The 22,500-nt window shown below is 61.7% G+C and carries 20 protein-coding genes and 1 tRNA gene; 15 read left to right on the top strand and 6 right to left on the bottom strand.

The features are described from left to right. Position 1: 1 nt before the first annotated feature. The 7 genes from AC3WTO_RS09325 (at position 2) to AC3WTO_RS09295 (ending at position 6,334) form a co-directional block, all read left to right on the top strand. The gene (locus AC3WTO_RS09325) at positions 2 to 868 is read left to right on the top strand and encodes a carbohydrate ABC transporter permease (protein ID WP_492460426.1); all 867 of its coding nucleotides are present in this window, start codon (positions 2 to 4) and stop codon (positions 866 to 868) included. A 1-nt stretch (position 869) separates the two neighbouring features. Further along, on the top strand, positions 870 to 1,784 hold the full coding sequence (locus tag AC3WTO_RS09320; protein WP_492460425.1) for a carbohydrate ABC transporter permease: 915 nt from the start codon (positions 870 to 872) through the stop codon (positions 1,782 to 1,784). Next, complete coding sequence (locus tag AC3WTO_RS09315; protein ID WP_492460424.1) at positions 1,784 to 2,191, top strand: DUF2160 domain-containing protein; 408 nt, start codon at positions 1,784 to 1,786, stop codon at positions 2,189 to 2,191. The genes AC3WTO_RS09320 and AC3WTO_RS09315 overlap by 1 nt, the downstream gene beginning before the upstream one ends. A gap of 75 nt (positions 2,192 to 2,266) precedes the next feature. Next, positions 2,267 to 3,991 (top strand): ABC transporter substrate-binding protein, encoded by a 1,725-nt coding sequence (locus AC3WTO_RS09310; RefSeq protein WP_492460423.1) that lies wholly within the window; start codon positions 2,267 to 2,269, stop codon positions 3,989 to 3,991. An 85-nt stretch (positions 3,992 to 4,076) separates the two neighbouring features. Next, a complete protein-coding gene (gene glpK, locus AC3WTO_RS09305) occupies positions 4,077 to 5,567 on the top strand; it encodes a glycerol kinase GlpK (RefSeq protein WP_492460422.1) in 1,491 nt (496 codons plus the stop codon). 187 nt (positions 5,568 to 5,754) lie between these two features. Then, positions 5,755 to 5,829: transfer RNA gene (locus AC3WTO_RS09300), tRNA-Lys, on the top strand. Positions 5,830 to 5,941: 112 nt separating this feature from the next. After that, entirely contained in the window at positions 5,942 to 6,334 is a 393-nt protein-coding gene (locus AC3WTO_RS09295; RefSeq protein WP_492460421.1) for a hypothetical protein, read from the top strand. Positions 6,335 to 6,377: 43 nt separating this feature from the next. On the opposite strand, the gene AC3WTO_RS09290 is transcribed toward AC3WTO_RS09295, so the two are convergent. Next, entirely contained in the window at positions 6,378 to 7,547 is a 1,170-nt protein-coding gene (locus AC3WTO_RS09290) for a cystathionine beta-lyase (RefSeq protein ID WP_492460420.1), read from the bottom strand. A 398-nt stretch (positions 7,548 to 7,945) separates the two neighbouring features. Here AC3WTO_RS09290 and AC3WTO_RS09285 point away from each other — a divergent pair, with 398 nt between their 5' ends. From AC3WTO_RS09285 to AC3WTO_RS09265, 5 genes are all read left to right on the top strand, one after another. Further along, positions 7,946 to 8,977, top strand: a complete 1,032-nt coding sequence (locus AC3WTO_RS09285; protein WP_492460419.1) for an amino acid ABC transporter substrate-binding protein — start codon at positions 7,946 to 7,948, stop codon at positions 8,975 to 8,977. A gap of 62 nt (positions 8,978 to 9,039) precedes the next feature. Continuing rightward, on the top strand, positions 9,040 to 10,227 hold the full coding sequence (locus AC3WTO_RS09280) for an amino acid ABC transporter permease (RefSeq protein ID WP_492460418.1): 1,188 nt from the start codon (positions 9,040 to 9,042) through the stop codon (positions 10,225 to 10,227). Positions 10,228 to 10,231: 4 nt separating this feature from the next. Next, entirely contained in the window at positions 10,232 to 11,389 is a 1,158-nt protein-coding gene (locus AC3WTO_RS09275) for an amino acid ABC transporter permease (protein ID WP_492460417.1), read from the top strand. A gap of 44 nt (positions 11,390 to 11,433) precedes the next feature. After that, a complete protein-coding gene (locus AC3WTO_RS09270) occupies positions 11,434 to 12,237 on the top strand; it encodes an amino acid ABC transporter ATP-binding protein (RefSeq protein ID WP_492460415.1) in 804 nt (267 codons plus the stop codon). Between the two features lie 106 nt (positions 12,238 to 12,343). Next, entirely contained in the window at positions 12,344 to 13,018 is a 675-nt protein-coding gene (locus AC3WTO_RS09265) for a TIGR02117 family protein (RefSeq protein ID WP_492460414.1), read from the top strand. Positions 13,019 to 13,029: 11 nt separating this feature from the next. On the opposite strand, the gene AC3WTO_RS09260 is transcribed toward AC3WTO_RS09265, so the two are convergent. Both AC3WTO_RS09260 and AC3WTO_RS09255 read right to left on the bottom strand, forming a co-directional pair. Next, entirely contained in the window at positions 13,030 to 14,268 is a 1,239-nt protein-coding gene (locus AC3WTO_RS09260; RefSeq protein WP_492460413.1) for an FAD-dependent monooxygenase, read from the bottom strand. A gap of 19 nt (positions 14,269 to 14,287) precedes the next feature. Then, the gene (locus tag AC3WTO_RS09255) at positions 14,288 to 14,533 is read right to left on the bottom strand and encodes a zinc-finger domain-containing protein (RefSeq protein ID WP_492460412.1); all 246 of its coding nucleotides are present in this window, start codon (positions 14,531 to 14,533) and stop codon (positions 14,288 to 14,290) included. A 145-nt stretch (positions 14,534 to 14,678) separates the two neighbouring features. On the opposite strand from AC3WTO_RS09255, the gene AC3WTO_RS09250 reads away from it, so the two are divergent. Further along, entirely contained in the window at positions 14,679 to 16,874 is a 2,196-nt protein-coding gene (locus AC3WTO_RS09250; protein ID WP_492460411.1) for an RNA degradosome polyphosphate kinase, read from the top strand. After that, entirely contained in the window at positions 16,874 to 18,409 is a 1,536-nt protein-coding gene (gene ppx, locus AC3WTO_RS09245; protein ID WP_492460410.1) for an exopolyphosphatase, read from the top strand. The genes AC3WTO_RS09250 and ppx overlap by 1 nt, the downstream gene beginning before the upstream one ends. Before the next feature lie 6 nt (positions 18,410 to 18,415). On the opposite strand, the gene AC3WTO_RS09240 is transcribed toward ppx, so the two are convergent. The 3 genes from AC3WTO_RS09240 to fumC form a co-directional block, all read right to left on the bottom strand. Beyond that, complete coding sequence (locus AC3WTO_RS09240; RefSeq protein WP_492460409.1) at positions 18,416 to 18,814, bottom strand: DoxX family protein; 399 nt, start codon at positions 18,812 to 18,814, stop codon at positions 18,416 to 18,418. A gap of 195 nt (positions 18,815 to 19,009) precedes the next feature. Beyond that, on the bottom strand, positions 19,010 to 19,429 hold the full coding sequence (locus tag AC3WTO_RS09235) for a DoxX family protein (protein ID WP_492460408.1): 420 nt from the start codon (positions 19,427 to 19,429) through the stop codon (positions 19,010 to 19,012). A 124-nt stretch (positions 19,430 to 19,553) separates the two neighbouring features. Beyond that, a complete protein-coding gene (gene fumC, locus AC3WTO_RS09230) occupies positions 19,554 to 20,951 on the bottom strand; it encodes a class II fumarate hydratase (protein WP_492460406.1) in 1,398 nt (465 codons plus the stop codon). Positions 20,952 to 21,241: 290 nt separating this feature from the next. On the opposite strand from fumC, the gene AC3WTO_RS09225 reads away from it, so the two are divergent. Then, positions 21,242 to 22,363: a metallophosphoesterase gene (locus AC3WTO_RS09225; RefSeq protein ID WP_492460405.1), complete on the top strand. Its 1,122-nt coding sequence runs from the start codon at positions 21,242 to 21,244 to the stop codon at positions 22,361 to 22,363. Positions 22,364 to 22,500 lie beyond the last annotated feature (137 nt).

Here is a 22,500-nt window from a genome sequence, read left to right as displayed (position 1 = left end):
GATGGAGAAGACCTGGAACAACAAGGCCTGGTTTCTTGTCCTGCCGGTGCTGGTGCTGGTGGCTTTCTCCGCCGTTATCCCGCTGATGACCGTGGTCAACTATTCGGTACAGGACACTTTCGGCAACAACCAGTTCTTCTGGGCCGGTACCGAATGGTTCGAAGAATTGCTTGGCTCCTCGCGCTTCTGGCAGGCGATGGGCCGCAACCTGGTGTTCTCGGCCATCATCCTGGCCGTCGAGGTGCCGCTCGGCATCCTGATTGCGCTCAACATGCCGAAGAAGGGCTGGGGCGTTCCGGTCTGCCTGGTGCTGATGGCGCTGCCGCTGCTGGTTCCATGGAACGTCGTCGGCACGATCTGGCAGGTTTTCGGCCGCAGCGACATCGGCCTGTTCGGCTACTACCTGAACCAACTGGGCTTCAACTACAACTATGTGCAGGACCCGATCGACGCCTGGTTCACCGTCATCATCATGGATGTGTGGCACTGGACGAGCCTTGTGGTGCTGTTGTGCTACGCGGGTCTGGTCTCGATCCCGGATGCCTTCTACCAGGCCGCCAAGATCGACGGCGCCTCGCGCTGGGCAGTCTTCCGCTACATCCAGCTGCCGAAGATGCAGCGCGTGCTGCTGATTGCCGTCCTGTTGCGTTTCATGGACAGTTTCATGATCTACACCGAGCCGTTCGTCGTCACCGGCGGCGGCCCCGGAAACTCGACCACCTTCCTGTCCATCGATCTCGTCAAGACGGCGCTCGGCCAGTTCGACCTCGGTCCGGCGGCGGCGATGTCGCTGGTCTACTTCCTGATCATCCTGTTGCTGTCATGGGTGTTCTACACCGTCATGACCAACTACGACGCGGAGCGCTGATATGGCGAACGCAAACGAACGGACCAACCCGACGGATACGGCGATCGCCGCCGGTTCGCTGAGAAGCGGTCTTTCGCAGGAACAGCTGGCGCGCCGCATGCGCAAGCGGGGCGAGGAATCGAAATTCTGGTGGGTGATTCCCACGCTCTACATCCTGTTCCTGCTGCTGCCGATCTATTGGCTCGTCAATATGAGCTTCAAGACCAACACGGAGATCGTGTCCGGCCTGACGCTTTATCCGCACGAACCGACGCTGCGTAACTACCGGATCATCTTCACCGATCCGTCCTGGTATATGGGTTACGTCAACTCCATCACCTATGTCGTTATGAACATGGTGATTTCGGTCGCTGTCGCCTTGCCCGCGGCCTACGCCTTCTCGCGCTATCGCTTCCTGGGCGACAAGCACCTGTTCTTCTGGCTACTGACCAACCGCATGGCGCCGCCCGCCGTGTTCGCACTGCCGTTTTTCCAGCTCTATTCCGCCTTCGGCCTGATCGACACGCATATCGCGGTGGCGCTGGCACACTGCCTGTTCAACGTGCCGTTGGCGGTGTGGATACTGGAAGGCTTCATGTCCGGCGTGCCGAAGGAGATCGACGAGACGGCCTATATCGACGGTTATTCGTTCCCGCGCTTCTTCTTCAAGATCTTCATGCCGCTGATCGCGAGCGGCATCGGTGTCGCCGCGTTCTTCTGCTTCATGTTCTCATGGGTGGAACTGCTGCTTGCACGCACACTGACCACCACCGACGCAAAGCCGATCGCTGCCGTCATGACGCGCACGGTCTCGGCCTCCGGCATGGACTGGGGCCTGCTTGCCGCGGCCGGCGTGCTGACGCTGATCCCCGGCGCCATCGTGATCTGGTTTGTCCGCAACTACATCGCCAAGGGCTTCGCCCTGGGGAGGGTCTGATGGCTGTTTCCCGGAACTGGATCGTTCCCCTCATCATCGTGATCGCCGTCTATCTCGGCGCATCGGGGCTGCTGGCCGCATTCGTCCCGGCTCAGGACGGCGTGCGCGCCTGGGGGGCACCTTTGATCGCCGGCGGCTGGATGGCCTGGACCTTCCCGACTGCCATGTTCTTCCTCACCATCTTCGGCATCCTGTCTTTGATGGCAGTGTGGGAATATGCGTCGCCCGGCGGCAATCCGCGTGTCGGCGTGCTGCGTTTCGAGACGACGCGCGGCGACCGTCTGTTCATCACGCTGCTTGGCAGCGCCTTCATTCATCTCGCTTGGCTGGGTCTCGTTGGAGCCGGCCTGTGGTGGGCTCTCGCTCTCTCCGTGGCCTACGCCGTAGCGGTGTTCCGCTACGTTTAGAGGGAGAAAACCGTCGGGGAGGCAGCCAGTCCGCTGCCGATCCGGAGCATATCAAACTTATTGAGGAGGAGACTTATGCGACGGCAATTTCTGATATCGACCACCGCGCTTGCCCTGCTTGCTGGCATGGGCAACGCCTACGCAGGCATGGACGAGGCGAAAGCCTTCCTGGACAAGGAAATCGGCGACGTATCGACGCTTCCGCGCGCCGACCAAGAAAAGGAAATGCAGTGGTTCATCGACGCCGCCAAGCCGTTCGCCGGCATGGAGATCAAGGTGGTGTCGGAAACCATCACCACGCACTCCTATGAATCGGAAGTGCTGGCGCCGGCCTTTTCGGCAATCACCGGCATCAAGCTGACGCACGACCTGATCCAGGAAGGCGACGTCGTCGAAAAAATCCAGACCCAGATGCAGACGGGTCAGAACCTCTACGACGGCTGGGTCAACGATTCCGACCTGATCGGCACGCACTGGCGTTACAAGCAGGTCCGCAACCTGACCGACTGGATGGCGAACGAAGGCAAGGATGTCACCAATCCGAACCTCGACCTTGCCGACTTCATCGGCACGTCGTTCACGTCGGCGCCGGACAAGAAGCTCTATCAGCTGCCCGACCAGCAGTTCGCGAACCTGTACTGGTTCCGCTATGACTGGTTCAACGACGAGAAGAACAAGGCCGACTTCAAGGCGAAGTACGGCTACGACCTCGGTGTGCCGGTCAACTGGTCGGCCTATGAGGACATCGCCGAGTTCTTCAACGGTCGCGAGATCGACGGCAAGAAGGTCTTCGGCCATATGGACTACGGCAAGAAGGATCCGTCGTTGGGCTGGCGCTTCACCGACGCCTGGCTGTCGATGGCCGGCAACGGTGACAAGGGCATTCCGAACGGTCTTCCGGTCGATGAATGGGGCATCAAGGTCAACGAGAAGTCGCAGCCTGTCGGTTCCTGCGTGGCGCGCGGCGGCGACACCAACGGCCCGGCTTCCGTCTACGCCATCCAGAAATACCTGGACTGGCTGAAGGCTTACGCGCCGGCTGAAGCCCAAGGCATGACCTTCTCCGAAAGCGGTCCGGTTCCGGCGCAGGGCAACATCGCCCAGCAGATGTTCTGGTACACCGCCTTTACCGCCGACATGGTCAAGGACGGTCTACCGGTGGTGAATGCCGACGGCACGCCGAAGTGGCGCATGGCTCCGAGCCCGCATGGCGTCTACTGGAAAGACGGCATGAAGCTCGGCTACCAGGACGTGGGTTCCTGGACGCTGATGAAGTCGACACCTGAGGACCGCGCCAAGGCCGCCTGGCTCTATGCGCAGTTCGTCACATCCAAGACGGTCGACGTGAAGAAGAGCCATGTCGGTCTGACCTTCATCCGCGAGAGCACGATCCACCACAAGAGCTTCACGGACCGCGCGCCGAAGCTCGGCGGTCTGATCGAGTTCTACCGTTCGCCGGCCCGCGTGCAGTGGTCGCCGACGGGCACCAACGTGCCGGACTATCCGAAGCTGGCACAGCTGTGGTGGCAGGCGATCGGCGATGCGTCCTCCGGCGCCAAGACCGCGCAGGAAGCGATGGACTCGCTGTGCGCCGAGCAGGAGAAGGTGATGGGCCGCCTCGAGAAGGCCGGCGTGCAGGGCGATATCGGTCCGAAACTCGCCGAGGAGCACGATCTCGAATACTGGAACAAGGATGCCGTCTCGAAGGGTAATCTTGCGCCGCAGCTCAAGATCGAGCCCGAGAAAGACAAGCCGATCACCATCAACTATGACGAACTGGTGAAGAGCTGGCAGAAGTAACCTGGTGCGGGCTACGGCCCGTATCCGAAACAAGGGGAGGCGGCGTCATGCCGTCTCCCTTCTCGTATCGCCATGAGGGGAAGAGATGACAGGTTTCGTCTTAGCGATCGACCAGGGCACGACATCCTCGCGTGCGATCCTGTTCGACGGCGCCATGAAGGTGGCCGGCGTCGGCCAGCAGGAGTTCACCCAACACTTTCCGGCGTCCGGCTGGGTCGAGCACGATCCGGAAGAAATCTGGGCAAGCGTCGTCCACACCGTCAAGACTGCGTTGAAAAAGGCGAGTTGCAAGGCTTCTGACGTCGCCGCCATAGGTATCACCAACCAGCGCGAGACGGTCGTCATCTGGGACAAGGTAACCGGAAAGCCGATCCACAACGCCGTCGTCTGGCAGGATCGCCGTACCGCGCCGCTGTGCGCGAAGCTGCGCAAGCAGGGCCTGGAGCCGAAATTCACCAAGAAGACGGGCCTGCTGCTCGATCCCTATTTCTCCGGCACCAAGATCGCCTGGATGCTGGACAAGGTGAAGGGAGCACGCAGGCGCGCAGAGCGTGGCGAGCTTCTGGCCGGGACCATCGACAGTTTCCTGATCTGGCGGCTGACAGGTGGCAAGGTGCATGCGACCGACGCAACCAATGCCTCACGCACGCTGGTCTATAACATCGCCACCAATGCGTGGGACGACGAACTGCTACGCATCCTGAACATCCCGGCACAATTGCTGCCACAGGTGAAGGATTGCGCCGATGATTTTGGCGTGACGGAAAAAGACCTGTTCGGCGCTGAGATCAGGATCCTCGGCGTCGCCGGCGACCAGCAGGCAGCGACGATAGGCCAGGCCTGTTTCGAGCCAGGCATGATGAAATCCACCTACGGCACCGGCTGCTTTGCGCTTCTGAACACCGGCGCCGACATCGTGCGCTCGAAGAACCGGCTGCTGACGACCATCGCCTATCGCCTGAACGGCAAGACGACCTATGCCCTGGAAGGTTCCATCTTCGTCGCGGGCGCGGCGGTGCAATGGCTGCGTGACGGCATCAAGGTGATCGGCAAGGCCGAACACAGCGGCGAACTCGCAGCCCAAGCCGACGAGGCCCAGAATGTTTATCTGGTGCCAGCTTTCGTCGGGCTCGGCGCGCCACACTGGGATGCCGACGCCCGTGGTGCGATCTACGGGTTGACGCGCAATTCCGGCCCTGCGGAATTTGCCCGCGCGGCGCTGGAATCGGTGGCCTACCAGACGCGCGACCTGCTCGATGCGATGAAGAAGGACTGGAAGACCGGCAACGGCAAGACGGTGCTGCGCGTCGATGGCGGCATGGTGGCGTCTGCCTGGACTATGCAGCGTCTCGCCGACATCCTCGATGCACCGGTCGATCGCCCGACCATCCTGGAGACGACGGCGCTCGGCGCTGCCTGGCTGGCCGGCTCCAAGGCAGGGGTGTGGCCGAAGATGAAGGACTTCGCCAAGGCCTGGTCGCTCGATCGCCGCTTCAAGCCGGAAATGGATGCGAAAATTCGGACTGCCAAGCTCAAGGGCTGGCATGACGCCGTCAGGCGAACCCTGACAGCATGATTTCAACGCCTATGGACGTTGTTTTTGCTGGAAAAAAGCCGGTTGTCCGCTGCGGTTTGGAAATCGGCTTTTTTCCGGTTGACCATGGTGGGTACTCTCCCTATGTTCCGCCCACTTTTCAGGCGGACCGGCATTCGGAAACGCGGTCGGCAAAAGCCGGGCGATGTTCCGGCCAGAAAGCCAGGATGGGCCGGTAGCTCAGCGGTAGAGCACGTGACTTTTAATCATGTGGTCGAGGGTTCGATCCCCTCCCGGCTCACCATCTTAACCAGCTGAAAGATTTTACATTGTTCTAATTTAGTGGACTGCTACGCTGTGCAAAACGCGCGTGGCCCAATTGCCTGTTACGATGCCCGCAGCACAGTGGGCCCATCATGGCGGCGGAGTTGGATACAGTCCTGTTCGAGATGGCGGTGCGGGCCGCCAGCACGCTGCCGACCAGCTTTTCGGAAAAGGTGACGGACATTGCAGCGCGCACCGCGGGGCAGCTGGCTTTCGATGTGCGGGTCGAGGGTGACTATCGCTTCCAGCGTATCGCCGGCATCCGCTATGGCGGTGATGTCGGCATCCTGGCGCTGACCAAGAATGGCCAGTCGGTCGACAGCTGCAGGGTCAACGGCGCCCTGGCGGGTTTCATAGAGCCGCTGGAGAACTGGAACGGTCTGTCGCTGCAGGCCCAGGCGCAGACCGATATCCTTGGCCATACCAGCCTGCTGGTTGCCGCGCTCCGGAATGCCGGCAGCCTGCCCAATCGGTCGACCGATTGAACAGGGTGCGCAGGTCGAGCGCGCCGCTGTTTCTGCAAGGGTGTCAGGCGCTGCCGGCAGCCGCCAATCCGGCTGAGAGATCGGCTTTCAGATCCTCGATATCCTCAAGCCCGATCTGCAAACGGATCAACGGGCCTTCATAGGGGCCTTTGGCGATGATGCGGTCGCCAAGGAAGACGGGGACGGCGAGGCTCTCGTAGCCACCCCAGGAATAGCCGAGACCGAAGATCTTCAGCGCGTCGAGGAAGGCATGCGCCTGTTTCTGGCCACCGCCGGCAAGGACGATGGAAAAGACGCCGCTGGCGCCGCTGAAGTCGCGCTTCCACAGGCTATGATCAGGGTGGCTCGGCAAGGCGGGGTGGAGGACCCGTGCAATGCCAGCCTGTGCTTCCAGCCAACTGGCGATCTCCAGGGCGTTCCTGCCGTGATGATCCAGTCGAACGCCCATGGTACGCAGGCCGCGCAGCACCTGGTAGACGTCGTTGGGGCCGGCACAGCAACCCAGGGCATCAAAGCCGGCGAGCAGTTGCGGCCAGCAGGCTTCGTTGGCCGAAACGGTGCCGAGAAGCACGTCCGAGTGGCCGCCCGGATATTTGGTGGCGGCGTGGATGGAGATGTCGACGCCATGGTCGAGCGGCCGCAGATAGAGCGGCGTCGCCCAGGTGTTGTCCATCATCACCACCGCGCCAATGGCATGGGCCTCCTTCGCGATCGCCGGTATATCCTGCACCTCATAGGTGTTCGATGCCGGCGATTCGGTGAAGACGACCTTGGTGTTCGGCCGGAACAGCGCCTTGATGCCGGCGCCGACGCGCGGCTCGTAATATTCCACATCCACGCCCATGCGCTTCAGCATGGTGTCGCAGAAATGGCGGGTCGGCCGATAAATGCTGTCGACAACCAGGATGTGGTCGCCGGCCGAAGCGAATGCCAGCAGCGGTACCGTCACGGCCGCGAGGCCCGACGGCACGATGATGGTCCCGGCCGAGCCTTCGAGTTCATCGATCGCCGCAGCCAGTGCATCCGATGTCGGCGTGCCATGCGTGCCATAGGTATACTTCTGGCCGCGGGAGTTCATGGTGGCGGCATCGGGATAGAGCACGGTGGAGGCATGGACCACGGGCGGATTGACAAAGCCGAAGAAGTCGCGCGGATCGTTGCCGCTGTGGGCGAGCCGGGTGTTGATGCCCCAATTGTCGTTGTTTTTTGCCATGATCCTGCTGCCTGCTGAGGTTGGGAAGGGATAGTGCGGGCAGGGCGATGGCGCAACCACCGGACGGTTGCCAGCGCCTCGCATCGGATGGACCAGTAAAGCAAAATCCGTACTGTTCTTTGGGCAATTTTGAGTTGAATTTCGTCGATCTGCCGAACGGCGTAACAGTCGCGAGCGCAGGTTTGTTCGAGCCTCGATATTATTTGCTTGTTGGCCGCCACGGTTCGGTCATTTTTCTTGACCTCACGGGAATTATCGCCTTCGATGCTCTTCGTGAACGGGAACAGCTCGTGCGTCGGCTAGGGAGCCGCGTTCCGGAAGTGGGCCGGAATGGCTGGTGGGGTTCGCACAAAAAATCGGGCAATGCGCCCAAACAACCGAAAAAGGGTCTGAGGGTTATGAAACACATTGCAATCGGCATTCTGGCTGCGGCGACCATGGGTCTGATGGCGTCCGCCGCTTCGGCCGCAAGCACTCTGGAGGCCGTCAAGGCCAAGGGATTTATCCAGTGCGGCGTCAACACCGGTCTGTCGGGCTTCTCGTCGCCGGACGACAAGGGCGAATGGAAGGGCCTGGACGCTGATTTCTGCCGCGCGGTCGCTGCCGCCGTCTTTGGTGACGGCACCAAGGTCAAGTTCACGCCGCTGTCGGCCAAGGAACGTTTCACGGCCCTGCAGTCGGGCGAAATCGACTTGCTGTCGCGCAACACAACCTGGACGATCAATCGCGACACCGCGCTCGGCCTGAACTTCGCCGGGGTAACCTACTATGACGGCCAGGGCTTCATGGTGAACGCCAAGAAGCTGCCGGGCGTCAATTCCGCTCTCCAGCTTTCGGGCGCTGCGGTCTGCGTGCAGTCCGGCACTACGACCGAGCTCAACCTTGCCGACTACTTCAAGGCAAACAAGATGGAGTACAATCCGGTCGTCTTCGAGAAGGTCGAGGAAGCCAATGCGGCATATGATTCCGGCCGCTGCGACGCCTACACCACCGACCAGTCCGGCCTCTACGGCATCCGCCTGACGCTGTCGTCGCCGGGCGATCATGTCGTGCTGCCGGAGATTATCTCCAAGGAACCGCTCGGACCGGCCGTACGCCAGGGTGACGACCAGTGGTACCACATCGTGAAGTGGACCTATTTTGCCCTGCTGCAGGCGGAAGAGCTCGGCATCACCCAGGCCAATGTCGACGAGCTGAAGGCTTCGGGCGGTCCTGAAGTGAAGCGCGTGCTCGGCCAGGAAGCCGACACCAAGCTTGGCACCGATCTCGGCGTCTCCAACGACTGGGTCGTCAGCATCGTCAAGTCCGTCGGCAACTACGGCGAAATGTTCGAGCGCAATGTCGGTGCCGGCAGCCCGCTCAAGATTGCGCGCGGCATCAATGCTCTCTGGACGAAGGGCGGCCTGCAATACGCTCCGCCGATCCGCTGATCGAGAATACCGCGAGGGAGGCAGCTTTGCTGCCTCCCGGTTTCTCATTAGGGGATTGACCCATGGCATCGCAGGAAGTTCTTCGCGAGGAGCCCGCTCGCGGCTCCTTGATCAATGACCCGAGAGTCCGCAGCATCTTCGTTCAGGTCGTCGCTGCCCTGGCGCTGGTCCTGCTTATCTGGTGGATCGTCGGCAACACCATCGAAAATCTTCAGCGCCTGCGGATCGCGTCCGGCTTCGCTTTCCTGAAAGGGCGCGCCGGCTTCGACATCGCCGACAGCGCCATCGCCTATTCGTCGGACAACACCTATGGCCGCGCCATCCTCGTCGGCCTGATCAACACGGCGATCGTGGCCCTTGCCGGTATCGTGACGGCAACCATCATCGGTTTCATGGTCGGCATCGGCCGGCTCTCCAACAACTGGCTGATCCGCAAGATTTGTACGGTCTATGTCGAGGTGTTCCGCAACATCCCGCCGCTGCTGGTCATATTCTTCTGGTATTTCGGCGTGCTGTCGGTGCTACCACTGCCACGCGATAGTATCGAATTGCCTTTCGGCTCCTTTGTGAACAGTCGCGGGTTCTATTTCCCGCGCGCCGTCTGGGGTGAGGGCTCGTGGCTGATCCTGCTGGCCTTTGTGCTTGGCATCGCCATGTCCTGGTTCGTCGCTCGAAAGGCGCGCCAGCGGCAGATGGCCACCGGGCAGCAGTTTCCCGTATTCTGGACATCCGTGGCGTTGATCGTCGGACTGCCATTGCTCGCCTATGTCGCCAGCGGTTTTCCGTTGTCGTTCGACATGCCGAAGAAGTCGACTTTCAACCTGACCGGCGGTTTCCAGGTCAAACCGGAATTCCTGTCGCTTTACCTGGCGCTCTCCTTCTACACGGCGTCTTTTATCGCGGAGATCGTGCGTGCCGGCATTCGCGGCGTGAGCAGGGGGCAGACAGAGGCTGCCGGGGCGCTCGGATTGCGTTCAGGCCCGATCCTTCGCCTTGTCGTTGTTCCTCAGGCGATGCGCATCGTCATCCCGCCGCTGACCAGCCAGTATCTCAACCTGACCAAGAATTCGTCGCTGGCCATCGCGATCGGTTATCCCGATCTGACCGCCATCGCCGGGACCGTGCTCAACCAGACCGGCCAGGCGATCGAACCGATCCTGATCATGATGGCGGTCTATCTCGGTCTCAGCCTGTTGACGTCGGCCATCATGAATGTGGTCAACGCCAAGATGGCATTGGTGGAGAGGTAAGGTCATGACACAGACTGATCTTTCCTGGGTTCGCACCGAAATGGCGCAGGCATTGCCTGCGCCTGCCGGGGAGCGTGGGCTGGTAGCCTGGGTCCGCAAGAACCTGTTCGCCTCGATTGGCGACACCATTCTCACCCTGGTGGGGCTGGTCCTCGTCGCCATGATCCTGCCGCCGATCATCGATTGGGCTTTCGTGCAGGCGCAATGGAGCGGGCCGGACCGGTCGGTCTGCGCGACTGTGGCACAAGGAGGCATCCAGCCTGACGGCTGGTCCGGTGCCTGCTGGGCCTTCGTCAACGCCAAGTTCGGCCAGTTCATGTTTGGGCGCTATCCGCTGGAAGAACGCTGGCGGCCGATCCTGGTCGCCATCCTGTTCGTGGCGCTGCTTGTGCCGCTGCTGATCCCGCGGGCTCCGCGCAAAGGGCTGAATGCGGTACTGTTCTTCCTGGTGCTGCCAGTCGTGTCTTTCGCGCTGCTGGTGGGCGGCATGTTCGGCCTGCCGCATGTCGAGACCCCGCTGTGGGGCGGCCTGCTGGTGACGCTGACGCTGTCTTTTGTCGGCATCGTCGTCTCGCTGCCGCTCGGCATCCTGCTGGCGCTTGGCAGGCGCTCGAAGATGCCGGTCGTCAAGATGATCTGCGTCGTCTTCATCGAAACGATCCGCGGCATCCCGCTGATCACAGTGCTGTTCATGGCGAGTGTGATGCTGCCGCTGTTCCTGCCGGCGGGCGTCACCTTCGACAAGTTCCTGCGCGCGCTGATCGGTGTCTCGCTGTTTGCTGCAGCCTATATGGCGGAAGTGGTGCGCGGCGGCCTGCAGGCGATCTCGAAAGGGCAGTACGAAGGCGCCGATTCGCTCGGGCTGAGCTACTGGCAGAAGATGTATTTCATCGTGCTGCCGCAGGCGCTGAAGCTGGTCATTCCCGGCATCGTCAACACCTTCATCGGCATGTTCAAGGACACCAGCCTCGTCTACATCATTTCGATGTTCGACCTGCTGGCGATCGTGCGCCAGAATTTCTCAGACGCTTCATGGGCATCGCCGCAGACACCTGCGTCGGGGCTTATTTTCGCGGCGGCGGTATTCTGGCTGTTCTGCTTCGGCATGTCTCGCTATTCTATGTTCATGGAACGCCGGCTGGACACCGGTCACAAGCGTTGACCGGCAACGGTCAGCGCCAGAATCAAACAAGGGGAAATCGGCTTATGGCCATAGAGAATGCAGTCAGCGCGGAAGATCTGAGCGTCAACACCAAGAAGATGCATATTTCGGATACCGATGTGGCGATCGAAATCGTCGGCATGCACAAGTGGTACGGCGAGTTCCATGTGCTGAAGGACATCAATCTGAAGGTGATGCGTGGCGAGCGCATCGTCATCTGTGGTCCTTCCGGCTCCGGCAAATCGACCATGATCCGCTGCATCAACCGTCTGGAAGAACACCAGAAGGGCAAGATCATCGTCGACGGCAAGGAACTGACCAACGATCTGAAGAAGATCGACGAAGTGCGCCGCGAGGTCGGCATGGTGTTCCAGCACTTCAACCTGTTCCCGCACCTGACCATCCTTGAGAACTGCACGCTGGCGCCGATCTGGGTGCGCAAGATCCCGAAGAAGCAGGCGGAGGAGACCGCCATGCACTTCCTCAAGCGCGTCAAGATTCCGGAGCAGGCCCACAAATATCCGGGCCAGCTGTCGGGCGGCCAGCAGCAGCGTGTGGCGATCGCTCGCTCGCTGTGCATGAACCCGCGCATCATGCTGTTCGATGAGCCGACCTCGGCACTCGATCCGGAAATGATCAAGGAAGTTCTGGAGACGATGGTGGGTCTTGCCGAAGAAGGCATGACGATGCTGTGCGTGACGCACGAGATGGGCTTCGCCCGCAAAGTCGCCAACCGCGTCATCTTCATGGATCAAGGCCAGATCGTGGAAGAGAACACCCCGGTGGAGTTCTTCGATCATCCGCGCCACGAGCGCACCAAGCTTTTCCTCAGCCAGATCCTGCACTGATCGCGCTGGCTGCAATTTTCGAAAAAGGCCCCGTCGCAAGACGGGGCCTTTTGCTTGAGGCGGTAAACGGCTTCCCCATGGCTGGTGGTTTCTGCGGGACATCAAGATGAGAAGAGCCCTTCGCCTGGTTCTGCGTGTTTTGGCTCTGGTCGCCGGCATTGCCGTCCTGGGTACGGTTGTGCCAAGGCCGCTGTGGTCTACGGATGCGGATGAAGGCCCGGCCACACGCCGCATCTATGTCATCAGCAATCCCATCCACACCGACATCGCCGTTCCGCTCGATGCCGCGGTCCTTGAACGTTTCCGCTTCCTCGCCGAAGACGGCATTCCGGCAAATGGGGAGGGCGTGCGCTATCTCATCTTCGGGTGGGGTGGCCGGGCTTTCTATCTTGAAACGCCGACCTGGTCGCAATTGAAGGCCGGGCCGGTGTTCAAGGCGCTGACAGTCGACGCAGCTGCAATGCATGTCGATATCGCCGGTGCCATCCCCGAGACCCATCCGGCCGTGGCTGGCTATGACATCAGCGAAACGCGGTTCATCGCGTTGCTGGACTTCATAGCCGCAAGCTTCTCGCGACAGGCGGACCGGCCGAAATTCATTCCGGGTGCCGGTTACTCCAGCAGCGACGGGTTCTACGAAGCGGAAGGTGTGTTCAATGCACTTGTCGGCTGCAATACCTGGACAGCCAAGGCCCTGCGGGTGGCCGGGCTCAAGACGGGCTGGTGGAACCCGTTGCCGTGGTCGCTGAACCTTTCGATGCAACTCCACAACCAGCAGTAAACGGGTCGCCGTCAGGTTTTGCGCTTGGCAGCTGCATCTGGCATCTGCCAGCCGTAAAGCCAGTCGAGATCCGCGGCAAGGCGGTGCGGCGGACGCAAAGCCAGCACCAGATTGCGCGCCACGGCGATCGGTCCTGCGGCATGCCAGGCAAGGTGATTGAACGCGCCGCGTCGCGCCACCTTGGCCACCCGCGGCTTGCGCTGTTGCTGCCAGTTCGTCAGCGCCTGAGCGATGCCGGCCGGGGATTCCGCGATGCAAGCCGCAAGCGTGGCGGCATCCTCGATCGCCATGCCGGCGCCCTGCGCGGCAAACGGCGTCATGGCGTGTGCCGCATCGCCAATCAGGGCAACGCCTTGCGGCAACGTCCATGACGGTCTCTGGTCGACGGCATGCAGCGGCCAGGCCAACCAACGACTGGCCTCCGCGACCAGCCTTACGAGGGCAGGGGCGGCCCCCTTGAGTGCATCGTTCAGAATTGCCGGATCGGCATGGCCGGACCAGCCTTCGGCGATACGCTCGCCTTTGGTGAAGGCCACGAGGTTGATCGCTGCACCCGCGCTGACCGGATAGGCAATGAGATGAAAGCCGGAATGCAGGAAGGCGGTGACGCAGCCTGCGGCACCGATGGAGGCAAAGACTTCGCCCGCCGGGCTGTCCGCGGCAATGGTGACGCGCCAGGCAAGTTCGCCGGTGAAGCGGCTCCTGCCGGCAAGGCCGGGCAGTTGCCTGACCATTGACCAGACGCCATCTGCACCGACCAGAAGCGAGCAAGGAGGCTGCGCTTGCGTACCGTCATGTTCGAAGGTGCCGATGACGCCCTCGGGGAAAATGCCGATATCCTTGAGTGTCGCGCCTGTGGTCAGCCGGATGTTCGGCGTCTCGGCTACTTTCGCGACCAGGGCCGCCTGTACGTCGGCACGGTGGGCCGTGAGATAAGGTGCGAACCAGCGTCGTTCGGCAAAGGCGCCGAGCGGCACGCGTGCGCGTTCTTTCAAACTGGCCGCATCCTTGAGCACGACGGCGTCGGGCTTCACGGCCACGGGCAACAGTGGCTCCAGCACGCCGAGGCTCCCCAGGATGCGCGTCGCGTTCGGGGAAAGCTGGATGCCGGCGCCGATAGTTTCGAGGCGAGGTGCCTGCTCGCAGACCTCAACCGCGAAGCCGCGCCGGGCAAAGGCAAGGGCAGCGGTCAGGCCGGCGATACCGCCGCCGGCGATCACGACTGGTCGGGACCGCGCATCCGTCGTCATGGTGTGGTAATTGGAAAGATCAGGCGGCGCGATCGAGGTAGAGGCAGCCGGCCGGAACCGTTTCGGTCGCCTTCAGCTTCGCCGAATAGCGATAAAGAGTCGAGCAGTAAGGGCAGACCTTCTCGTCGTCACTGCCGAGGTCAAGGAAGACATGCGGGTGATCGAAGGGCGGGTTGGCGCCGACGCACATGAATTCACGCACGCCGATCTCGATTGCCGGGTGACCCGCATCGTTCTGGAAATGGGGAATGGAACCGCCGGCCATCATCGTCTCCTTCAGCGCGTACGACATGCGTTTGAAGCATATCTGTGTTCTTTGCAAGTTCGATGAAATGAAACTGTCGCAAAACCCTGTCACAGGATAAATTGAGCCGGTTAACCGGTGTGACTCGCTGGAGAGAAAGGCGGACATGAACGAGCTCAAGCCGGTCCAGGCTGATTTCATCAATGTCGAAACGGCAAGCGTCGACGGCGGTAACCCCGATCGCTTCGTCAATCGCGAGTTTTCCTGGCTGCAATTCAACCGTCGTGTGCTGGAGGAATCGCTCAATGCGAACCATCCGCCGCTCGAACGCGTCCGCTTCCTGTCGATCTCCGCCGCCAATCTGGACGAGTTCTTCATGGTGCGCGTCGCCGGCCTTGCCGGACAGGTGCGCGAAGGCATCGTGCTGAAAAGTCCGGACGGGCGCACGCCGGAACAACAGCTCGAGCAGTTGCTGCGCGAAGTGGAGCGCCTGCAGGAAGATCAGCAGAAGAGCCTGTCGGCGCTGATGACGCTGCTCAACAAGGAAGGCATCGAGACGGTCGCCGGCGACGGGCTGACCAAGGAAGAGCGGGTTTGGCTGGAAGAGCATTTCCAGGAACAGGTCTTCCCGGTGCTGACGCCGCTGTCGATCGACCCGGCGCACCCGTTCCCGTTCATCCCCAACCTCGGGTTTTCGATCGCGTTGCAGCTACGGCATCGCAAGAACGGCGAGACGATGAGCGCGCTGCTACGCCTGCCGCAGGCCCTGAAGCGCTACATCCGCCTGCCGGATCGCAAGGGACATGTGCGTTTCATTCCGCTGGAGGCGGTGGTCGGCCTCTACATCGGCAAGCTTTTCCCGGGCTATGAGGTCACCGGCTCCGGCACGTTCCGGATCATTCGCGACAGCGATATCGAGGTCGAGGAAGAGTCCGAAGATCTGGTGCGGCTGTTTGAGACGGCGCTGAAACGCCGCCGCCGCGGTTCGGTGATCCGCATCGAGTTCGACAATTCGATGCCTGGGGAATTGCGCGAATTCGTCGCCGGTGAGCTCGGCGTTTCGTCGAGCCGCATCAGTGTTTTGACCGGACCGCTGGCTCTCAGCCAGATTTCCGAGATCGTCTCGGTCGCACGCGACGACCTGAAGTTCGTGCCCTACAATCCACGCTTTCCGGAACGTATCCGCGAGCACGGCGGCGACTGTTTCGCGGCGATCCGCGAGAAGGACATCGTCGTCCATCATCCATACGAATCCTTCGACGTCGTGGTGCAGTTCCTGCGCCAGGCGGCAGCCGATCCGGAAGTCGTCGCCATCAAGCAGACGCTTTATCGCACCTCGAATGACAGCCCGATCGTGCGGGCGCTGGCGGATGCGGCCGAGGCCGGCAAGTCAGTCACCGCGCTGGTCGAGCTGAAGGCGCGTTTCGACGAAGAGGCTAACATTCGCTGGGCGCGCGACCTCGAGCGCGCCGGCGTGCAGGTCGTGTTCGGGTTCCTGGAATTGAAGACACATGCCAAGATGTCGCTGGTGGTTCGGCGCGAAGACGGACGGCTGCGCAACTACGTGCATCTCGGCACCGGCAACTATCACCCGATCACTGCGCGCATCTACACCGATCTGTCCTTCTTCACGACCGACGCACACATTGCGCGCGACGTGGCGCAGATCTTCAACTTCATCACCGGCTACGCCGAACCGACCGGCGAGATGCGCCTGGCGTTGTCTCCCTACACACTGCGCAGCCGCATCCTCGACCATATCAAGGAAGAGATCGAACATGCGCACAACGGCAAGCCGGCGCGCATCTGGATGAAGATGAACTCGCTGGTCGACCCGACCATCATCGACGCGCTCTACGATGCCAGTCGCGCCGGGGTCGAAATTGACCTCGTCGTGCGCGGCATCTGCTGCCTGCGGCCCCAGGTTCCTGGCCTTTCCGAGAACATCCGCGTCAAGTCGATCATCGGCCGCTTCCTGGAGCACAGCCGCATCTACTGTTTCGGCAACGGACACGGGCTACCCTCCGACGATGCCGTCGTCTACATATCGTCGGCGGACCTGATGCCACGCAACCTCGACCGCCGTGTTGAATGCATGGTGCCGATCACCAATCCAACTGTGCATGAACAGATCCTTGGCCAGATCATGCTGGGCAACATCATGGACAACCAGCAAAGTTTCGAAGTATTGGCCGATGGTACCTCCCGACGCCTTGTGCCCGATGAGGGCGAGGAACCGTTCAACGCGCAGGAATATTTCATGACCAATCCGAGCCTGTCGGGACGGGGCGACGCCTTGAAATCGCATGCGCCCAAGCGCATCGCGCAATTCAAGCGCCGCAAGAAGGACATGGCCGGCTGATGATGGCCGCATCCCAGGGGCGGCTGCAGGACCGCCGCCCGCTGTCGATCATCGATATCGGCTCAAACTCGATCCGCCTCGTCGTTTACGAAGGGCTGGCGCGTTCGCCGACGGTGCTGTTCAACGAAAAGATGCTGGCCGGCCTTGGTCGCGGCATCGTTTCCACGGGCAAGCTAGACCCAGAGGCCGTCACCCGCTCGATGGAGGAGTTTCGCCGCTTCCGTGCGCTGTCGGAACAGGCCGGCGCGGAGCGCATGTATGTGCTGGCGACCGCCGCCGCGCGCGAGGCCGGCAACGGCCCGGACTTCATCCAGCGCGCCGAACGGGTCCTTGGCACTGAAATCCATGTGTTGAGCGGCCGACAGGAAGCCTATTATTCTGCACTCGGCGTCATTTCCGGCTTCCACCCGGCCAACGGCATTGCGGGCGACCTTGGTGGCGGCAGCCTGGAACTTATCGACATCAACGGCGAAGTGATCGGCGACGGCATCACACTGCCGCTTGGCGGCTTGCGGCTGCAGGACATGGCCAAGAATTCGCTGGCCCAGGCGACCCGCATCGCCAAGACGCAACTGGCCAAAGCCAAGCTGCTCAAGGGCGGTCAGGGCCGGCCCTTCTATGCCGTCGGTGGCACCTGGCGAAACCTGGCGCGTCTCCATATGGAGATGAACAACTATCCGCTCGGCGTCATGCACCATTACGAGATCGGCGTGGAGAGCGCGCTGACCTTTCTCAAGCAGGTGGCCAAGGGCGACGTTGAAAAGGTCAAGGGCATTGAAGGCGTGTCGAAGAACCGCCGTTCACTGCTGCCTTACGGCGCCGTCGTTCTCCAGGAAATCCTCGGCGCGATGCAGCCGTCGAAGATCGTGGTTTCGGCGATCGGCGTGCGCGAGGGCTATCTTTATTCATTGCTCGACGAGGTCGAGCGCAAGGCCGATCCGCTGATCTCGGCAGCCGAGGAACTGGCCCGGCTGCGTTCGCGTTCGGTCACCCACGCGCATGAATTGGTCGACTGGACCGGCAAGTCGTTCGAGACATTCGGCATCGACGAAACCGCCGACGAGGCCCGCTACCGCAAGGCCGCCTGCCTGCTTGCCGATATCGGCTGGCGCGCGCATCCCGAATATCGCGGCCGCCAGTCCCTCAACATCATCGCCCACGCTTCCTTCATCGGCGTCGACCATCCCGGCCGCGCATTCCTGGCGCTGGCCAACGCCTATCGCCATGACGGCGTGTTTAACGAAAGCATCGCTCCGGAGATCAAGGCGCTGGCGACCCCGCGCTATCTGGAGCGGGCTCGTATCCTGGCCGGCATGATGCGCGTCGTTTACCTGCTCACCGCTTCGATGCCGGGCGTGATGCCGCGCCTGCGCTGGGAGAGCCGCGCCAACGGTGCGCTTGCGCTGGTCATACCCGCCGATCTCGCCGGCCTCTATGGCGAGCGCCCGGCCGGGCGCTTGGCACAACTGGCCAAGATCACCAATCGCCGTCTCTTCCTGGCTGTGGATGGCGGTCCCAGCATCAGCGCCAAATAGGCGGGCTCAGCGCCAGCGGGAATCGATCGACCAAGCGCCCGCGCCAGCCGCGGCAAGTGCCAGAAAGCCGCCGGCGATGGCGATGTCCTTCATCAGCATCTGCGTGTGCAGGAAAACAAGCATCGGGTCACCACCCTGGCCGTAATGGCCGAGATAGCCAGCAAACAGGCAGAAAGCGGCAAGCAAGGTCGCCGCGATGCGGGTCTGGAAGCCGACCAGAATGGCTGCTCCGCCAATGAGTTCGAACAGGCCGACACTCCAGGCGGCAAGCCGTGGCGAGGGTAGGCCGAGGCTGATGAAATAATCCGTCGCACCGCCGATGTCGCCAAGCGTCTGGATGCCGGCAGGGACAAACAAAGCCGCCAGCAAAAGCCGGGACAGAAATAGCAGAAGATTCGCTCGCATGGCGTGCCTCCGACCAGAGATGCCGCTGACGCAGTCTACATCGGTTGCGGAACGCTCCGATAAAGAAAAAGGGCGTGGAGTTCATCCACGCCCTTTCGTTTGTGCTTAGAGCGATGGAAACGCTCTAAGTTTTGTTTTCGCCGCATTCTGTAGCCCAGTGATCCTACTTGGCTACACAATGCTCTGGCGGATCGATCAGCCGCGGCGGCCGTCGATCGAATAAGCGCCGGCGCCAATCAGGGCGAGCAGCAGGAAACCGCCGGTGATGGCGAGGTTCTTCTGCAGCATCAGCGGATTGATTTCCTGCGAGAAGTCGAGATGTGCGACCGCGGTGGCAGCCAAGGTGAAGATGGCGAGCACGATCGCGGCGATGCGTGTCTTGAAGCCGACCAGAATGGCCAAGCCGCCAAGCAGTTCGACCAAGCCGATGAGGACCGTGGTCGCAGTCGGAGCGGGCAGGCCGAGGCTGGCGAACCAGCCGGCGGTGCCGGCGATGGCGGTCAGTTTGCCGTAGCCGGCGAGAATGAACAGGATGGACAGGAAAATGCGGCTGACGAGAATGACGCCCGAAGCATTTGAGGTAACGCCGGAAGTGGCGGATGAGTTGACGGACAATGTACCCTCCAATGGCAAGCGTCCCCCCAGGAACGCAACACCAGCAAGGTAACGCACTTTCACCGTTCACTAAAGACGGCTGTCCGGCAACACATCGTTCACTGGTTGGCCCGCGTCCCCGGTGTTATCCAGGGTGCGTCATGTCCTCCGGCTTCACCAGGCGATCGAAGTCGGCGTCGCTGACATAGCCGCCGCCAACAGCTTCCTCGCGCAGCGTGGTGCCGTTCTTGTGCGCGGTCTTGGCGATCTTGGCGGCATTGTCGTAGCCGATCGTTGGCGCGAGCGCGGTGACCAGCATCAGCGAGCGTTCGAGCGCCGCCTTGATGTTGTCTTCGCGGGCTTCGATGCCGACCACGCAATTGTCGGTGAACGAGACAGCCGCATCGGACAGCAACTGCACGGATTGCAGGAAATTGTAGGCCATCAGCGGGTTGTAGACGTTGAGCTCGAAATGGCCCTGGCTGCCGGCAAAGGTGAGGGCGGCATTGTTGCCGAATACCTGCACGCAGACCTGCGTCAGTGCCTCGCACTGGGTCGGATTGACCTTGCCCGGCATGATCGACGAGCCAGGTTCATTTTCCGGCAGTGACAATTCACCGAGGCCCGAGCGCGGGCCGGAGCCGAGGAAGCGGATATCATTGGCGATCTTGAACAGCGCGGCAGCAGTCGCGTTGATGGCGCCGTGAGAGAACACCATGGAATCGTGAGCGGCGAGCGCCTCGAACTTGTTCGGAGCCGATGTGAACGCGATGCCGGTGATCTTGGCGATGTTGGCCGCGACCTTTTCGGCAAAACCGATCGGCGCGTTGAGGCCGGTGCCGACGGCGGTGCCGCCCTGCGCCAGTTCCTGCAGGCCCGGCAGGGTCAGTTCGATGCGCTTGATGGAGGAGGCGATCTGCGCTGCATAGCCGCCGAATTCCTGGCCGAGCGTCAGCGGCGTGGCGTCCTGCGTATGGGTACGGCCGATCTTGACGATGTGATCGAAGGCCTTGGCCTTGGAATCCAGCGCGGCATGCAGATGCTTCAGGGCCGGCAGAAGGTCGTGCACGATGCGTTCTGCGCAGGCGATATGCATGGCCGTCGGATAGGTGTCGTTCGACGACTGGCTCATGTTGACGTGATCGTTCGGGTGCACCGGCTTCTTGGAGCCCATCGTTCCACCGAGCAGTTCGATTGCCCGGTTGGAGATCACCTCATTGGCGTTCATGTTGGACTGCGTGCCCGAGCCGGTCTGCCAGACGACGAGCGGGAAATGCTCGTCGAGTTTGCCGTCGATCACTTCCTGCGCGGCTTCGATGATGGTCTTGCCGAGCGCCGGGTCGAGGCGTCCCAGTTCCATATTGGCTTCTGCTGCCGCGCGCTTGACGATGCCGAGCGCCCGCACCACCGAAAGCGGCTGCTTTTCCCAGCCGATCTTGAAATTGCCGAGCGAGCGCTGCGCCTGTGCACCCCAGTAACGATCGCTGGCCACTTCGATCGGGCCGAACGTATCGGTTTCGGTTCTGGTCTTTTCAGCGCTCACGGCCTCACTCCAATCTGATGCGGTGGCAAGGGCCTATCGCGTTGCACAATACGCTTCAAGCGAAGAATGCGCGGCGTCCGAAACCAAATCGGTTGAAGGAGATGCGGTCAAACCTGCTGGTGACACGGCAGAAGCCGTCAGGGTGTCCGAACACCGATTTGGCGGTGTTCCAAGCCAGTGCTGCAACAATCGCTGTCGGTCACAACCAGGCCTATGCTGGGCGGCGGCCGGCCGAGGGCAGGCTGGGGAACTGGACGAGAGCGGGAGTGGCGTGCTGAACTGGCGATGTCATGGCCAACCAGCTCACATTTCCATTTTCACGGCGTCGCTTGCTTGCCGGTATGGGGGCCATGGCCGCCGGTGGGCTCGTGCCCGGCCTGGTCCATGGCCGGTCGTCGGCGCCTGCCGACGCGACGTTCCTGTTCATCGCCGATATCCATGCCTGTCGCATGGCAAGCGGATTGAGTCCCAATTGCCAGCAGGAAGGCAAGACCGATGCCGCGCTGCTGCGCCATATCGCCGTACTGAACGGCATCGGTGACAAGCTGTGGCCGGCAGAGATCGCTGGCGTCGCCACCAATCTGCATTCGGCCGGCAGCGCGATCGGTACTCCGCTCGGTGTCGTCGTTGGCGGCGACATGACCGACGATGGCGGCGGCCAGGTGACGCAGCCCAGCGAGGGCACCCAGCTTCTCCAGTTCAGCCAGCGCTACCAGGAAGGGATCGGACCGGACCGTGTGCATGTGCCGGTCTATGTCGGCCTCGGCAATCACGATCTCGACCAGAATGGTCCACCGCCGCATATCGACTGGTATCGACGTGAATTGCGCGATTATGTCGAGGTCAATCATCGCTCCGGGGTGTTCTTCAAACCACCGGTGCCGGTCGCGGACTATGATGTCGCTTCCGATTGCTATTCCTGGGATTGGGGAGGGCTGCACCTGGTGCAGTTGCACCGTTTCGCCGGCGATACGGCCTTTGGTGCCGAAAGCAGTCTGCCCTGGCTGAAGCAAAACCTGGCAGCAAATGCGGCCGGCGGGCGGCCAGTGGTGCTGTTCCAGCATTATGGCTGGGACAGCTTTTCAACGGAGCGATGGGATCCGCAGAAATCCACCTTCGACGACGATGGTTCCGGCGCGCCGCATTGGTGGAATGATGCAGATCGGGAAGCGTTGTTGGCGGTGCTCAAGGGATACAACGTCGTTGCGGTCTTCCACGGCCATCAGCACGAGACCCCAATGATCTACCAGCGGGATGCCCTCGACATCGTCAAACCGAAAGCGGCCTATTTGGGCGGCTTCGCTCTGGCCCGCGTCACCAACGACGGCATGGATGTGGTGCTGGGCGAGGCGAGCGGCGATGATGGTGGCGTTGTCTTCACCAACGCGCTGGCGCGCCGCTGGAAGAGTTGACAGCGGATCTGGCGGTTCGTTTGGGCGACACAGGCTGCTCTGCCATGATTGGGCCGGCAGCGCTCCATCATTTCATCATAAAGCCCTGCCACCTCATCATCGCGCCGATGCTGGTGCGATGACGGCTGTTTTGCTTG

Source organism: Mesorhizobium sp. EU05-FHT14A09, assembly GCF_058790995.1.
This window is presented reverse-complemented; position numbering and strand designations above follow the sequence as displayed.

Bases quoted from the DNA above. Each gene is read 5' to 3' on its own strand.
- AC3WTO_RS09325 (WP_492460426.1), top strand. From the start codon at position 2: ATGGAGAAGACCTGGAACAACAAGGCCTGGTTTCTTGTCCTGCCGGTG.
- AC3WTO_RS09320 (WP_492460425.1), top strand. From the start codon at position 870: ATGGCGAACGCAAACGAACGGACCAACCCGACGGATACGGCGATCGCC.
- AC3WTO_RS09315 (WP_492460424.1), top strand. From the start codon at position 1,784: ATGGCTGTTTCCCGGAACTGGATCGTTCCCCTCATCATCGTGATCGCC.
- AC3WTO_RS09310 (WP_492460423.1), top strand. From the start codon at position 2,267: ATGCGACGGCAATTTCTGATATCGACCACCGCGCTTGCCCTGCTTGCT.
- glpK (WP_492460422.1), top strand. From the start codon at position 4,077: ATGACAGGTTTCGTCTTAGCGATCGACCAGGGCACGACATCCTCGCGT.
- AC3WTO_RS09295 (WP_492460421.1), top strand. From the start codon at position 5,942: ATGGCGGCGGAGTTGGATACAGTCCTGTTCGAGATGGCGGTGCGGGCC.
- AC3WTO_RS09290 (WP_492460420.1), bottom strand. From the start codon at position 7,547: ATGGCAAAAAACAACGACAATTGGGGCATCAACACCCGGCTCGCCCAC.
- AC3WTO_RS09285 (WP_492460419.1), top strand. From the start codon at position 7,946: ATGAAACACATTGCAATCGGCATTCTGGCTGCGGCGACCATGGGTCTG.
- AC3WTO_RS09280 (WP_492460418.1), top strand. From the start codon at position 9,040: ATGGCATCGCAGGAAGTTCTTCGCGAGGAGCCCGCTCGCGGCTCCTTG.
- AC3WTO_RS09275 (WP_492460417.1), top strand. From the start codon at position 10,232: ATGACACAGACTGATCTTTCCTGGGTTCGCACCGAAATGGCGCAGGCA.
- AC3WTO_RS09270 (WP_492460415.1), top strand. From the start codon at position 11,434: ATGGCCATAGAGAATGCAGTCAGCGCGGAAGATCTGAGCGTCAACACC.
- AC3WTO_RS09265 (WP_492460414.1), top strand. From the start codon at position 12,344: ATGAGAAGAGCCCTTCGCCTGGTTCTGCGTGTTTTGGCTCTGGTCGCC.
- AC3WTO_RS09260 (WP_492460413.1), bottom strand. From the start codon at position 14,268: ATGACGACGGATGCGCGGTCCCGACCAGTCGTGATCGCCGGCGGCGGT.
- AC3WTO_RS09255 (WP_492460412.1), bottom strand. From the start codon at position 14,533: ATGGCCGGCGGTTCCATTCCCCATTTCCAGAACGATGCGGGTCACCCG.
- AC3WTO_RS09250 (WP_492460411.1), top strand. From the start codon at position 14,679: ATGAACGAGCTCAAGCCGGTCCAGGCTGATTTCATCAATGTCGAAACG.
- ppx (WP_492460410.1), top strand. From the start codon at position 16,874: ATGATGGCCGCATCCCAGGGGCGGCTGCAGGACCGCCGCCCGCTGTCG.
- AC3WTO_RS09240 (WP_492460409.1), bottom strand. From the start codon at position 18,814: ATGCGAGCGAATCTTCTGCTATTTCTGTCCCGGCTTTTGCTGGCGGCT.
- AC3WTO_RS09225 (WP_492460405.1), top strand. From the start codon at position 21,242: ATGGCCAACCAGCTCACATTTCCATTTTCACGGCGTCGCTTGCTTGCC.